The sequence below is a fragment of the Enterococcus sp. DIV0421 genome (assembly GCF_051713745.1).
Classification (GTDB): domain Bacteria; phylum Bacillota; class Bacilli; order Lactobacillales; family Enterococcaceae; genus Enterococcus_D; species Enterococcus_D casseliflavus.
Window position 1 is genome coordinate 1,087,143 of sequence record NZ_JBIOQM010000001.1, and the last position, 14,250, is coordinate 1,101,392.

15 protein-coding genes and 1 pseudogene are annotated in these 14,250 nt (G+C 36.1%); all 16 read right to left on the reverse strand.

What is annotated here, in order from left to right; translation table 11 throughout:
- Window positions 1-56: 56 nt before the first annotated feature.
- The 16 genes and pseudogenes from IGI96_RS05255 to IGI96_RS05330 all read right to left on the reverse strand — a co-directional run bounded on the left by IGI96_RS05255 (window position 57) and on the right by IGI96_RS05330 (window position 14,231).
- Window positions 57-890, reverse strand: a complete 834-nt coding sequence (locus IGI96_RS05255) for a minor capsid protein (RefSeq protein WP_438784930.1) — start codon at window positions 888-890, stop codon at window positions 57-59.
- Complete coding sequence (locus IGI96_RS05260) at window positions 829-2,217, reverse strand: phage portal protein (RefSeq protein WP_438784931.1); 1,389 nt, start codon at window positions 2,215-2,217, stop codon at window positions 829-831. The genes IGI96_RS05255 and IGI96_RS05260 overlap by 62 nt, the downstream gene beginning before the upstream one ends.
- 12 nt (window positions 2,218-2,229) lie before the next feature.
- Window positions 2,230-3,681: a phage terminase large subunit gene (gene terL / locus IGI96_RS05265; protein ID WP_438784932.1), complete on the reverse strand. Its 1,452-nt coding sequence runs from the start codon at window positions 3,679-3,681 to the stop codon at window positions 2,230-2,232.
- A complete protein-coding gene (locus IGI96_RS05270; protein WP_349701936.1) occupies window positions 3,668-4,126 on the reverse strand; it encodes a terminase small subunit in 459 nt (152 codons plus the stop codon). The genes terL and IGI96_RS05270 overlap by 14 nt, the downstream gene beginning before the upstream one ends.
- 45 nt (window positions 4,127-4,171) lie before the next feature.
- A complete protein-coding gene (locus tag IGI96_RS05275) occupies window positions 4,172-5,032 on the reverse strand; it encodes a hypothetical protein (protein WP_438784933.1) in 861 nt (286 codons plus the stop codon).
- A gap of 202 nt (window positions 5,033-5,234) precedes the next feature.
- Window positions 5,235-5,609 (reverse strand): hypothetical protein, encoded by a 375-nt coding sequence (locus IGI96_RS05280; protein ID WP_438784934.1) that lies wholly within the window; start codon window positions 5,607-5,609, stop codon window positions 5,235-5,237.
- Between the two features lie 106 nt (window positions 5,610-5,715).
- Complete coding sequence (locus IGI96_RS05285) at window positions 5,716-5,895, reverse strand: hypothetical protein (protein WP_438784935.1); 180 nt, start codon at window positions 5,893-5,895, stop codon at window positions 5,716-5,718.
- A 64-nt stretch (window positions 5,896-5,959) separates the two neighbouring features.
- Window positions 5,960-6,304, reverse strand: coding sequence for a sigma-70 family RNA polymerase sigma factor (locus tag IGI96_RS05290; protein ID WP_438784936.1), 345 nt, complete (start codon window positions 6,302-6,304; stop codon window positions 5,960-5,962).
- A 388-nt stretch (window positions 6,305-6,692) separates the two neighbouring features.
- A complete protein-coding gene (locus tag IGI96_RS05295; protein ID WP_438784937.1) occupies window positions 6,693-8,546 on the reverse strand; it encodes a DNA primase family protein in 1,854 nt (617 codons plus the stop codon).
- Between the two features lie 28 nt (window positions 8,547-8,574).
- Entirely contained in the window at window positions 8,575-10,143 is a 1,569-nt protein-coding gene (locus IGI96_RS05300; RefSeq protein ID WP_438784938.1) for a hypothetical protein, read from the reverse strand.
- Between the two features lie 19 nt (window positions 10,144-10,162).
- Window positions 10,163-10,687, reverse strand: coding sequence for a hypothetical protein (locus IGI96_RS05305; protein WP_144771868.1), 525 nt, complete (start codon window positions 10,685-10,687; stop codon window positions 10,163-10,165).
- Window positions 10,688-10,713: 26 nt separating this feature from the next.
- The gene (locus IGI96_RS05310) at window positions 10,714-11,631 is read right to left on the reverse strand and encodes an AAA family ATPase (RefSeq protein ID WP_438784939.1); all 918 of its coding nucleotides are present in this window, start codon (window positions 11,629-11,631) and stop codon (window positions 10,714-10,716) included.
- Window positions 11,628-11,846, reverse strand: coding sequence for a hypothetical protein (locus tag IGI96_RS05315; protein ID WP_438784940.1), 219 nt, complete (start codon window positions 11,844-11,846; stop codon window positions 11,628-11,630). Before IGI96_RS05315 ends, IGI96_RS05310 begins: the two co-directional genes overlap by 4 nt.
- A pseudogene (locus IGI96_RS05320) lies at window positions 11,843-12,753 on the reverse strand (YqaJ viral recombinase family protein). Before IGI96_RS05320 ends, IGI96_RS05315 begins: the two are co-directional and overlap by 4 nt.
- A complete protein-coding gene (locus tag IGI96_RS05325) occupies window positions 12,731-13,948 on the reverse strand; it encodes an SNF2-related protein (RefSeq protein WP_438785129.1) in 1,218 nt (405 codons plus the stop codon). Before IGI96_RS05325 ends, IGI96_RS05320 begins: the two are co-directional and overlap by 23 nt.
- Entirely contained in the window at window positions 13,938-14,231 is a 294-nt protein-coding gene (locus IGI96_RS05330) for a VRR-NUC domain-containing protein (protein ID WP_144771875.1), read from the reverse strand. Before IGI96_RS05330 ends, IGI96_RS05325 begins: the two co-directional genes overlap by 11 nt.
- Window positions 14,232-14,250 lie beyond the last annotated feature (19 nt).

Genomic DNA, 14,250 nt, shown 5'->3' on the forward strand with positions numbered 1-14,250 from the left:
CGATTCTCGCATTTTATGTCTTGGGAGACAAAATAAAAAAGCCTAATTTTTAGACTTTATTTCACTTCCAATAATGTTTTAAGATGCTGCTTTGCTTGTAAAATCTCATCTGCCGCTTCATCTATCATTGCTTGACTGATAACTGGTACCAGCGTACATCGACAATTTGGATGCGCTGGAATGTCTGGCAAATTATCAATTGAATACTCTTTGCCATTTCGCTTACGACAGATATCGCTAGTTTTGTCATCCATTGTGGCGACCCACCGAAGTTTTATGTATCCATTTAACCGGTACGTTTCAATTTGTCCTTGATTTAATGCATGCATGTACTCAGTACGAACAAGACGCTGTGTCTGGCTACGACCAACTTGCAACCTAGCGTCCATCATGTTGGCTACTTGATAGATTGATTTCCCTTGAATGATTCCACTGGTTAACTCTGATTTCATGCTTGCGATCAATTGAGCTTTATTCTTCCAAACTCGATCAGAATAATGTCCTCCTGCCCATGGATATTTAATGAGCTGATCGATAGCAGACTTGTTTAAAACACCGGTCTGAAGTACGCTACTTACCGTTTGAGACCCCAACTTAGCCGCATGTCGTAAGGCTGATTTTGTGAAATCATCTTCTTTGGCACCGAGCTCAAGAATGGATTGTTCGATCTGTTTCTCAATTTTCTGTAGATGATTATAACGGTAAAAATCAGAGATCAATGGTTTGGGCTTATTGATCTTACTATACGCATGAAACAGCTCTGCTTCGATATCTTTCTTGGCCTGCTCGTAAACTGTAAGCCATGCCCTGGTTGCTTGTTCATTTTCGTTATAAGCTTGATGAAGTGGATTCTGTAGTCTTCTCTGCCAATAAGTCAGAGTTTTCATCATTGTTCACATCCTCGATGATAGGTGCAGGAATAAATCCATTTCCTTCGATACTTTCTTTTTCTTCCACAATCCGATTTAGTTCTGTTTGTACATCTGGTACAATATCTTCACCTAATTGTGTCAACATTGTCGCTCTAGAAGTTATCCCCATTAACTGTTGAACAAATTGAGCAATTTCCTGAGAATTCTGTGGCAAGTTTGCTTTAAAAGTAATACCAATCTCTAAAGGATCAAATGACTCTCCATGAATAGATAAAAAAATACTAATCATTTTTAAACGAGTTAATAAAGCTTTACGCATCCATTTTATTTTCTCAAGCCTTAATTGTTCCAATGCTAGTAGCTTATATCTAATTGCAACACCTGAAGCATTATTCGCAAAATTTTCATCAGACATATCCGGAATGAAAGATAATTTATGGATATCTGCATCCAGCCGATTTTTTATATTTTCGGAATACCCATCATTCACATTTTTTATCAGCCATGAAATATCTCCATCTGGTCCAACTTTAAAACCGCCGACCTCTTTCGCCTCTTGGATATCCTTTTTTGTTGTTGCCATTAAATTTTTAAAAATCATCATAGCATCGGTATTATCCGTTAAGTCATTCACACTATTTGATACAGATAAATTATAGGCATCAACTTGTGTAATTACCGGCTCAAAGTCTCCAATCCCCCAGCGATTATTTTTTATTTGAATAACTGGACATCGTCCCATTAAGTGAGCTGTTTCTTCCTCTTCCACTTCAAAAGAACCTATCGAAGCTTCCGATTTGTTTTGATTAAAGGAACGATCTGATTGAATATAGGAATACACTTTCCTAGAAGTCTGATCATAACAAGTCATCGTTACTTTTACTTTATTTCCTTTCTGATCTTCCTCATCAAAAATAATCGCATCTGTCACTGACTCTCTTAATTTTCCATCTGTGATAACCATAACTGTTTGAGGATCTAATGCTTCAAAACAATATTTCCCTTCCTCATCGATCCATTCAATCTCATATGCTTCTCCGAAAATAGATAAAAATAAAAGCAAGTCACTATTAACAGATGACTCACTGTTGTAATCAAATATTTCCTTTAGTTTTTCATGTTCCTCAATCTTCGAGTAATTGACATTGCCTGTATACCCAGTAGCGATTGTTGAAATATATCTAGGATATCCATGAACTACCTTTGCATCTTTTTTTCCTTTACGGTTTTTCCGGTTTAAAATATCATGCTTTCCTTCGTAATACCTCATCAATCTTTTTAATCTCGGTCTTCGATTCATCACATGACTTTCATATAATTGTCGAGCTTCTTTAAACGTCAGCATTCTTTCAACTCCCTATCTAAATCCTAATGTAGAAATATCGACAGCTTCTATTTGATTTCCTGAATTAATCGTTTCAGCAATGCCAGTAATCGAATCTGGTGCATCGTCATGGGCATTTTTCCCCTCGCGCTGATACGTTGTCATAGCTAAATAAAAATCTGGCCAGCGTGTTGACCAATCCGATGGATAATACACATTATTTTCAACCCATGCACTATTGGATAAAATACGTGATTCTTTATTTGCAGATTGATGAAAATCTTCATAAAATGCAGCATAATATCCTCGCTCCTTTACTAATCGCTCAGAGTTACGTCTAAACCCACGCCCACCGTTATTTCCTTCAACTCGTATGTGGTTTACTTTGTTTCTGATAATCATATTTGCATGAGCATTTTCGGTGATTTCCATTGGTTCTTTGGTATATAGAACATCTAACAGGTATGCCTTATGATCAGATGTTTCAGCCCATACAGGAGATGATAAATAGTCTGCACCTTTATCTGCAGTATCTGTATAGTTCCAAATCTTAATGACGTTGTCTGGCAATTTATCATATGTCTGAAACTTTTGATAAAGCCGCCCTTTTTGGTCAATCGGTTCTTGTTGATAATTCGCATTTGCGATTGCCGTTCCCATTGCCGCACGTTTCTTTTTGAAATCTTCATAAGATAAAATGTCTGGGCAAAGCATTTCATGCGTTTCTTCGTTAAGAAGGGCTTTTTTTATAACAACGCGTAACTTATAACCCATCGCAGGCATTTCATCAATGATACGTCCTGCCAGATCTTTCGAATGCCATCTAGTCATAATGACTATGATTTTTCCGCCTTTTTCAACACGAGAAAGCATTTGTTTTGTGAACCAGTCCCAATGCTTTTGTAGTTCATTTTCGTTAGTTGCTTCTACAATCCCTTTGATTACGTCATCAACTATGAGTAAATCAAAGCCTTTACCAGTTGCGGATCCTCCTGGTGATGTCGCCAGATAGGAAAGCTTGCTTCCTTGTAGCGCCCAACGTTTAGCTGCTGCTGATCCTTGTTTCAATTTTGCTTTCGGAAAGATATCCGTATAAACAATTTGATCATCTATTACTCTTTCTTCAGCGATGTTTTCCCTCACGTCTTTTGAAAAATCGGTCGCCATATCTTCGTTATATGAACCAGTAGCAACTCTTAATTTGGGATTTTTTCCAAGTTCCCACTCAACAAAACGGCCAGCAGTCGTTGATTTTGCATGACGTGGCGGGAGATTGAGCAGCATGATGTCGTCATCAGACTTCATGAATTCCTCAAACTCCTGGCAAAGATCTTTCAAATATTTCCTGTCACTCTTATAGAGGTCCGGTATTCGTAATTGACAATAAGAAAAGAAGTCATCACGCGCTTGGCGTAACAACTTCTCTCGTTTTAATTGCTTCAATTCTTTTAAGTAACGGTATTTTTGTATTTTATCCATCGTCATCACTAGCCGATGCTAATTCCTTTTCAAGCTCGGCAATGCGTTCTTCCAGTTCAGAATCGGTCAATCCGTCTGCGTTGATGTTAACAGTAGATTGGATCTCATGGACATCAACTGCTTTGTAGCCAGCACGATCAAGCAAATCTTTCGCTGCATTAATCCGATCTGCATCTTTGCTTTCCGGATTATTGACAATATCAGATAATACTTTTCGAGCATCTATAGCATCAAAGAAAAACTCACGTTTCAATTCCTTTTCCAACTGCTTTTCTCGTTTTTCAAGATATTCTAAAACTATAGGATTTTGAAGGAGTTGATAAGCTTGTGAGCTTGCAGATGCAGGACTATAGCCAGCTTCAATGGCAGCCTGCGTCTGGTTCTTTTTTCGGTTTTTAAGGTAATTATCTACGAAAAGTTTCTGTTGCCTTGTAGGGCCTCTCACAGCCATTTAAAATCACACTCCTTTGCACAATGTCTCTAAGGTAGATAAAAATTATTCATTTGGATTATTAATAATAAAAAATCGAATAAAATCTCTGCCAAATTTAGATATTTTCAATCTATCTTTCGCTTTTAGTCTAACTTTACTTTTATTTGACAAGGTTTTAATTTTAGCATTTCTCGCACCAGATAACGCTTTTATGATACTCTCCGTAGACCCTCTGATTTCATCAATTGCAACTTGAAGATTATTTATATCTTTAACAAGCTTATCATCATACTCATTTTCCATCAGACCTAATCTATTTAAATTCTCCCTTATTGCAACATATTGATCGTAGTTAATATCAAAAGCTTTAAGTAACTCTTCATAATTGCTATACCCGTCAATATCCTCAAGTGTATTAGCTCTATAAGATAATTTAAGAACCGAAATATCTAAAATAGTCAATTTATCTAGGGTATCAAAGTATAAATAAGCCACATCAAAAGATGGATTATCCAAATTTAAGAATTCTGAATAACCATTGATCATAAACTCAATTTTTTCCGATTGACTGGTAGATTCAATTTTTCTCATAACCATTTCAAAAATTTCATCTAAAATTTGTTTATTCTTCAAAGTTTGTTTTTCGAATTTTTCTTTTAGCTCTTCATCTCTTTTGCTAATAGCTTGAACCATTACCTCTAAATTTTTAATTTTTTTATTTGTTCTAAATTCGGTTATAGCTCCACCTATACCTGGTATCAAACTAGCTCCATAATCAATCAAAATATCACCACCTTGTCTTACAAGTTCGTTTGTTATAAGAGTTACGACATTTTCTTTTAAAATATCTTTTCCTTGTTCAGAAACAACAGATAGAACATTTTCAAATAAAAATCCTTTGATTGCATCAATTTTTTCTCCCATAATCATTAATCTCCTTTATAAATTTATACTTAAAGGATAACCGATTATGGAAATAATAAAAAGACAGCACTAGCGAATTTTGAAAAGAGGAATCACCTCCATCAAATAGTGTGCTGTCTTTTTATATTTTTTGACAATATTAGAATATCACGTATCAATCAAGATGTCGGTCCTATCTTGGTAACTTACGTAAGGTACATTTTTACCGAACATCAAGCTCTGGTACCAATGCACTAGGTTTGATCGTAATTTTGAAGTTGTACTTATTCGTTTCTTGCCACTCCATTTGTTCTACAATATATACCGTCGTGGGCGATAAGCCTAAAAAGTGTTTTTGAAATTTATCCTCTCCAGTCTTTGCTGTAATTTCCAGCTGGTTATCGTCTGTGTCTGCTGAAATAGAAAAGTTTCCTTCAACAGTGTATAACACTTCATCTGACACAGTATTAATAAACGTGACCTTTCGTAATCCTTTAAAATTATCCGCATCTTGACTAAGATTATGAGATGCTACATCTGCATCATTACATGCAGCTAACACAAAAATACCCGTACTCAATACTATAACTAATAACATTCTTTTCATAATTCGTCTTCCTTCTCGTCTATTTTTTTCCCAACAATCACCGCAATGGCCATCATAATCACAAATCCAGAAAATCCTAAAACTATTAATGTCATGATCAACCTCCTGCTTGTTTTTCGTCTTCTACTTGTTCAAACAAAATCGCATAATCATCAATATCTAAAATCTCTGCAATTTCTTGTACTTTCTTCAGAGTGACGTTTGCTGTTTTGTTTTTTACCGTAGTTGTATTTCCGCTCATCAGTTCTGTAAGCGTGACACCTTTATTTTTTTGCATGCCACAGAACGTTGGTCCAAAATATTTCAACTACATTCATGAAGTGATTCCTCCTCTTCGGAACTTATTTTCTATTAAACTTAATGATTCGCATCAGTTCGGCATGCTTATTTTTTATATATTGATAGTTATAGCCAGTTTCTGCAGCAATTGCTTCCAATGTCATACCATCCACATACTTCATTTTTAAAATCCGATGATTTAATCCGGTGAATTTATCTATCAATTGAACGATCTCTTCACGATTTTTTTCTAATTCTTCAATACGACGATTCAATTCACTAATCACTTCCTTTAATTGTGCTTGTTTTCGCAAGGCAGTCAAAAATTTCTGATGCTTTGCAAGGTCGCCATCATCACCATCTAAATAATTTTTCCATCGACTAAGCTCATACTTATTGAGTCTCAAAGATACTTTTAAATCAATTAACTCTTGATCGATGTCAATTATTGTTTTGACCCAGTCATAAATGATGAATCACCTTCTTTACCATTATTTTTATATAAAAAGTGGGGACAGCCCCACTTTGTCCCTACTTTGAAAACCAAAGTGTGGACAGCTCTATCTTTACTGCCACAATGGGTTTAGCTCGAAAGCCCTAGAAGCCCTACTTTTTTAGCCCTTATACTATATATATTATTATTAATATATTCTTTCTTTTTTTTATAAGTAAAAGAAAAAAGTAGGGCTAGTAGGGACAGTAATGTATAAAGCCAATAGTACCAATGGTTTGCATGAGCCCCACTTTTAGAAAAAAAGTAGGGACAAAGTAGGGCTTTTCGAAAAAGTAGGGCTTTTATTCTATTTCGGTTAACTTATAGTAATGATATTTTTTCCCCATCATTCTGCGCTGCACTTTCTCATACCCCACAGACTTCAGTCGCTGCGTAAATTTGGTTTGTGAGTAAGGCTTTGCTCCTGACTCTTCGCAAAAACGAAGATATTCTTCGTACACCGCTTTTGTTGTCATGTTTTCATCGATTGATCCTTGATTGATGAACCCTAAGATCGTATCGCTTTCCACAAAATACTCTTCTGTCACCTTCGCGACGGTTTCGGAGGAGGAAAGCTGACCACCATTATTATTGATGCGTTCCATTGCATTGAGTGCAATATTTAATAGATAGGACTTTGCTTGATCCGAAGATAGTTTTTCATCGATTTTAGGATCTGCTTTTGTTACTTTGTTCTCACAAGGAATCACTACTACCCGACGAGCGATCCCACCAGACTTATCTTTAAACGTCGGCATTTCATTTGCTGTAAAAATTAAAGTTGCTTTATTTTTTAACTTGTAAGGCTTTGAATAGATGGGGCGTACCATGATTGTGTTTCCAGAAGCCAAGGTTTTGAAATTCATTGATTTTTCCATATACCCAGCATCGATATCGTCCCCAACGTTCACCAATTTCCCCTCCAATTCCATCACGGATGTTTGATCGTTAAATTGTTCTAATGCAAGGTTAAGACCTAGATCACCAATGAATGAATTTAACATTTCAAGAAACGTTGACTTTCCATTCGCTCCAGAAGAACCAACCAAGAAAAAAACTTTGTGTGGAAAGCCAACAGTCATTAGAATATGACCAAGCATTTCTTCGATGATGTTTCGTAAGTCTTTTTTATTTGAAGATAAAAAATCTAAGAAGTCATCGACTGTTTTGTCATAAGCATCCGGATCATATTCCACATCTAAGAAATAAGGTGTGAATTCTTTGGTTGCCATCGGAATGATATCTGCCCCATCAAGCATAAAATTGTTCCTAAACTGAATGGGAAAATCATGCGTTTCGATGAGTTCGCCCTTCACTTTGAATAAATCTAGCAGCTGCTTCCAATTGTTTGGCTTTAATTTAATTCGCTTATCAATTTGTCTAAGCAATTTGTTTTGATCATTTATCCAGCAATTATTCTCTTTATGGAAAGTTGAACCGTTGAAAAATTTAATACTGAGGTCTTCCGCAAGAGATTCACTAGTCGCGATCATATCTTTGGGATCCAAATACAGTTGCTCTCGAATTTCTTTCTCACTGACTGAGTTCACTAATCCTGAAATATCCGTATCAGGAAGCGGATCGGCATACACTTCTTTATTGATGAAATGAGCAATCTTTGTCAAGGTGTCATAATCAATTTCATACATTTCCCGCACGGTTAAAAGATGTGCGTATAACGAACTGTTTCGTGATCCTTCCTTCATACCTGTTAAAACAGTTTTTAAACGACTAGGCAATAATTCTAACGGTAAAGTTGGTAGATCATCGAACATGTCCAAGTTGCCATACATTTTTCTTAATTTTCCGTTTTGTTTGATCGTACCAGTGGTATTATTTCCTGTTTTATAATCCACGAGTGCGCCAGAAACGGTTAGTTTCTTGGTCCAATTTCGTAAAAGAACTTTCTTACCATTAATCTGAATCGGTCGTTTATAGTAAAGATGCAATCCACGATTTGTTTCAAAAGCTAACGTTGGATATTTTTCTAATAACTTAAACCCAATCTCTGGATACTCATCAAAATCAACAACGACTGTTTCTGGATTCAACAAGATTGCAGCATCATTCAATTTAGAAAGATCTGTGTAGAAGTCTTCTAGGCTTTTTTGATCAGGCTTCTTTTGCCCTGGTTCAAGTTTTATATATTTAAGCACACTGTTTTCCCACCACCTTTTCTACTTTCTAAAATGAGCTTTTTTCAATTTGTTCAATGTACCATGCTGCATCCAAGTCTTTTTTTGTCGCTTTTTCATAACTTAGAAATTTTGGCGGTGATCCTGGCAGCTTAGAATGAAGATCACCCTTCACTTGAAATACGCCGCCATATTTCTCGTTTGTTGTGGCAATACCGCAAATGGTTTGATTCATTGACACATACTTTCCGGAAACCTGTTGTTCAATTCTTTGAAATTCTTTTTGTAATTTCCCAATGAAATAGAATCCTGAAATATCAAGATTTTTAAAAGAATGCACGACAAATTCTTGTGGTTTTACTCCATTCACCACTGATTCAAAGATGCCGCGAGTGATCACTGGTATTTGTGAGGATTCATACGTCGGTTCAGAAAAAATGCCTCGTTTTACCATCGATCCATCTTTTTTTATAAAGACATAATTGTTCACATCTTTTTGAAAAACTTTATGATAGGAATGGACTGAAACAGTTAAATGCAATTGCTGGCACCACAGATCAAGTAATTCCCGGATGATCGGTTCCATGATTGGATTAATTTTGATCAGAATACCATCAGTGTTGGTTTGTATGAGTTCCTCATAAAAATTTTCAAGTACAAGTATTAAATGGGTAATGATCAATTGACCGCTAATTGTTACTGAAAAATATCTTTGAGGATCAAACATGGCTGAAAACGGATTGTTCATTGAGCCGTTAACGGCATTGATCAGTGTTTTATAGGTCAGATTTTCCGTTTCAACTTTCTTTTGATACAAATAATCAAAAGCTTTTGGATTTTTGATGGCCACACTCAAAAAATTATTGTTCCTTATAATAGACGGAAAGAATTGCTTTACATCAATCAGTAAAAAGGTTCCTTCCCCTCTGTATTTCTCTTTTGCCGCATGAAGTCCACCGAATCCATAGACATGGGTCAAGTTGGCCAACGTCATCTTGAACTTTTCTTTTTTTAGCTTTTCTTCCATTGTGTTTTGATATGTGGTGCGGATTTTGTCATAAAAAGAAAGTAATCGTTCAGGAAGTTCAAACTTTGGTACATAGCGATCATAGCTATACATCAGCACATTCGGTCGCTTGGGCGTCTTTTTCGCCTTTAATATTTCAGCAGCAAGATTGGCTCTCGTTTTCATCACAGAACGAGCTGGCAAATTAAATTCTTTGACAATCTCAAACTTGGTTTCTAGATATTCTTCTCTAAAATCAAAAACTCGTTCTAAAACTGCAATTCGCTTTTGGCAAAATTCATCCTTATTCTTAGCATATATATCCATGTTCAAATTAAAAGCAATTTCTTCAATCGTACAATTTCTGGCTTCCTGCATTAGATCAATTGAAAGATACTCTTGAAGGTACGTGCTTTTTCCGTCTGTCAGTACCTTAGCTAAAAATTTATCGCTCTCTTGATAATTGCCATAGCCCACCAGATAATGAACAGCTGAGAGAGCTTTTTTAAGGCTCTCTCGATTGTTTGCTGATTCAATTTTTTTATCCGTTTTAAACACTGCTAGCCAATTATCGCTATTCTTATTCCTATACAGCCAGTAAAAGGTAAACATTGGCATAGCTCCTTAAAATTTAGAATGGAAGGTCTTCATCTGAAATGTCAATCGATTCTGAACGATCGATTGGCTGATCAGCTGGATCATCATACGCAATAAAATCATAATTTTTATATGGTCGGGATGGGTCCTTTTTATTTTGTGTAGACTTCACTTCTAAAATAAATTGACTACCAATGCCGTCTTTAAATGCAGCCGCCATAGTTGTTTCATCTTCCCAGTCGTCATCGGTCAGTTGTAGTCCAATTACAGAAGCCAATTTGGCCACGATCTTGATATTTTTTTGAAGAACGAATTCTGGAACTTTGGCCGTGTCAAATCCTAAGTTGATAAATTCTTTTTGCCCAGCTGCTTCTCCCACAGTTACTTCATTTTCAAAAGATAATGCTTCCCAACCGCTTTGAAAAACTTTGTGTTCGACATTGGCCAATGTTACATCATATTCACCATCAGCAAGACCTTGGTTGCCGCCTGCGTTTGGATCGTCTGTTTTTGGATCGAATCCTGCTAAAATTTCATTTGCTAAATCTTTTAATCCCATGTTAATTTCCTCTTTTCGTTTTTGTTTTAGATTTGTGGTTTAATTCTTCGTTGTGTTATTGCTTCAGTTGCTGGTTTAACTGCAGATGTCGCTTTATTAACCTGAGCTGATGCTTTTGGTTTTCGCTCAACTTTTTTTGGTTCTGCAGTTTTTTCAGTTGTTTCATCACTGGGCGTATCATCTTGAACTTTCAAAACATCTTCTTGTTCTTCAATTTTTTTAACAATTTCATCCTGGACTTTCTTTGAAGTCTTTGGTGATCGACCAAATACACCAGTGATAGTGTCTAATATCGATAAGATGCTTTTGTCATCCACTTGTTCACGCATATAGTCTTTCCGTCTAGCTTTTGCTACTCGAATATAATTTTTTCCAACTTTCTTACATTGGATTGAAAGGTCGCAATTACCATTCACAATGTTCTGATGTTTTTCCTTCAAAGATGGAATATCAATTTCCGTTTGACCTTCCATTTTAGTCGCATTTCGTGAGATATAAATCACATTCATAGGAAGTGACTTTAATTCAATGACCAACGATTGAAAAATATTGGTAAAAGCTGCATACCCTTTTCCATAAGGAATGTCTCCGAGCGTTTCAACGTCTTCCCGATCACAAATGTATTGTTCAATCATGACCACAATGTCATCGATAACGTCTAGAACAACCGTTTCGTAGGTGTGTTTTTCTGTTTGCAAAGCAGTGATCAGCTTGTCTAATTGATCGATTACTGACCGTTTAATCTTACCGTTAGTATCTTTGATGTTTCTCAATTGAACTGAAGGAACAGTATTTGCTTCGGCATTCCCATCTGTGTTAAAGATTACTGGATTTGGAAATTGTGACGCCAGAAACGATTTACCGCCCATGGTCGGTCCCCAGATAAAATAGTTGCGCGGTGTATCTTTAGGTACTTGTGGTTTGTTTGGCGGTAAAATACTCATGCTAGAAATCCTCCTTCAACTATCTCTTTACTTCGAGCAAACTCTTCTGTAACTTGAGCTTCATAATAATCCCCAAAATCTTTATGATTTTTGGAAACAATATTCTGCTTAATAACGGAACCTTTTGATTTCTCAAGCATCTTAGCGATTTCTGCTTCAGCTTCATCTCTAGTAGTTGCATAAAATTTTGTTGTTTTTTGTAATTGTCGAATCATTTTTCCACGCCCTTTTCTTTAATTCTGATAGAACCTTTTATAGTCGATTCTTTCAAGTATTGCTCATAAATATCTGGTTTTTCTTTTTTCAATCTGGTGCTATCAACAGATAATCGAGTAGTAGGAAGAACTCTTGTGATAACTAAATCATCAGTATCAATTTTCTTAATGTCATTTTCTTCCATCTTCTGATACAACAACTCACGATATTTTTTTGTTGCTCTTTCAGAACTTTCGTTTTCTTTTCAAACACGAGCAGCTCAAGTTCAAAGCGTTCGACACGAGCAACCAGTTTATCGACATCATTTCCAATTGAGTAATATTCAGATTCAGTCATATCTGGTTTTTCTTTTAGATATTCAACGCGGATCCAAAAAGTTTCGATGGCATCAAGTATTTTTTCAATATAGCCAGTATCGCGTTCAATTTCTTTGATTACTAATCTTTCTCTATCAAATTCAAGATCAAAATCAGAAGGGCGATGATACATGGCCAACCATCCATATGAACAACCAGTTTGATGAAAATAAAGCTGCATTTGAGCTTCATACACCTTTTCTGTTGGATTCGCTCCATGGGTTTTGATTTCCAATAAAATTTTATTTTCAAGATCAATACCATCGACATTTGACCGGATCATATTTTCCTTGTCAATAAATGTTTCAGTAATAAAGTTCAAGCTGTTCACAGTGTTGATATATTCTCTAATTTGTGGCTCCATCTTATTCCCGAATTGAATGTATGGATTTGAAATGAATTCAGGCTGAACAATGCCTGCTTTTTCTCGTGCCAACTCATATTGAGTTTTGTATTTGGATAATCCCAGTATTGCCGGAACATCTGATCCACCAACGTACTGAGTTCTTTTTTCAGTTACGTTAGGATCACTTTTTTGTAAACCGAACATATTCTTCCCCCATTCTCGTATTCATATACAACTCTTCTGAAAAATCTTGTTTATTTTCCAAAGCCTGATAAACGGCTTGTTCAATCGTTTGCTGTGTGATGAAACGATAAACAGTTACTTTCTTTTCTTGACCATTACGATAGGCACGCCCTAAGGCTTGAGAATAATCTTGATAGGAATAGGTCGGCGTATAGAAAATGACTGTATTTGCATACTGCAGCTCAATTCCAGCGCTTCCTGCCATGTATTGAACAAACGTCACACTATTCTTCAATTCTTTCCAAGTCTCTTTAGAGGGTAAATGAGACGCCTTTCCGCTAACTTCGAAAAAATGTTTGTTTTTGATTTTTTCTTTCAGCGCATCAACTTCTTTTTGGTAGTAGTAAAAAATAATAATGTTGCTTTCCGTCCCCTCACAAATCATTTGGGCATATTCAAGCTTGTCTTTCTTATTAGCATGGTATCGAAGACCATGGGCCAACTTCGATGGTGTATCAAAGTCTTCTCCATCCAGCACACGCTCTTTAGAAACCTTTTGATAATCTTGACTACGGATAAAATTCACATCTTCAAAAATTAATGGTGGTAGATCCAACGCCTCATCTTTAGAAATAGAAATTGTGAAGCTATTGTATTTATCGTGAAGCTGATCTTCATTTACCCAGCCTTCGATTTTTGGGATCCTACGATTGCCCAGGAACATGGTTCCCCATTTTGCATATCGATCATTCATTTCTTTTTTCGATTTGAAGTAACCAAACATGATGAAGTAATTGTAAGTATCTTCCCATCCATTACTTGCAGGTGTTGCTGTCAAAAGTACAAAGTGACTTGATTGCTTAGCCAATTTAGCAGCAGCTTTACCACGCTGACTGGTAGGGTTTTTGACATAGTGTGCTTCATCAAAAATGACAAACCAACCTTTGTACAGCTTGTACATCTCTGCTAATTTTCCGTAACTCATTTCTGAAAACTGGATCTCAATTTTATAAAAGTCACAGACTGCTTGAATATCGCGACGCCATCCACCTTCTTTTAGTTTTTGAGGTGGCGCAACAATTAAAATAGGTTCTCCTTTGCTATATTTTAGGTATTGATGAATGGCTGTAATTGTTTTACCAGTTCCAGTGTCCATCGCTAGTAAATAATTTGGATCAATTGAATCAATCACTTCTTTTTGAAAGTCATATAACATTTCTTTGTTTGAGCATTGTGGATACATCTTCCACACTTCTTGCAACAATCGCTACACCTCCAGCTGCACTAATTTTTCTTAACTTACTCTTTTGCAATTCGCTTACTACGCCCCCGTTAGGTCTCTTGACTTCTATACCAATGAAACATCCGTTAACACATGCTAGAATGTCAGGTGTTCCAGAAGGCTGATACATGGATCCATGAACTTTCAGATAATACGCTCCGATCGAATCCAAATATTTTTTCACTTGGTTCTCAACTTTCTTTTCAGGACCAGACATGCTACACTCTCCTTAGAAT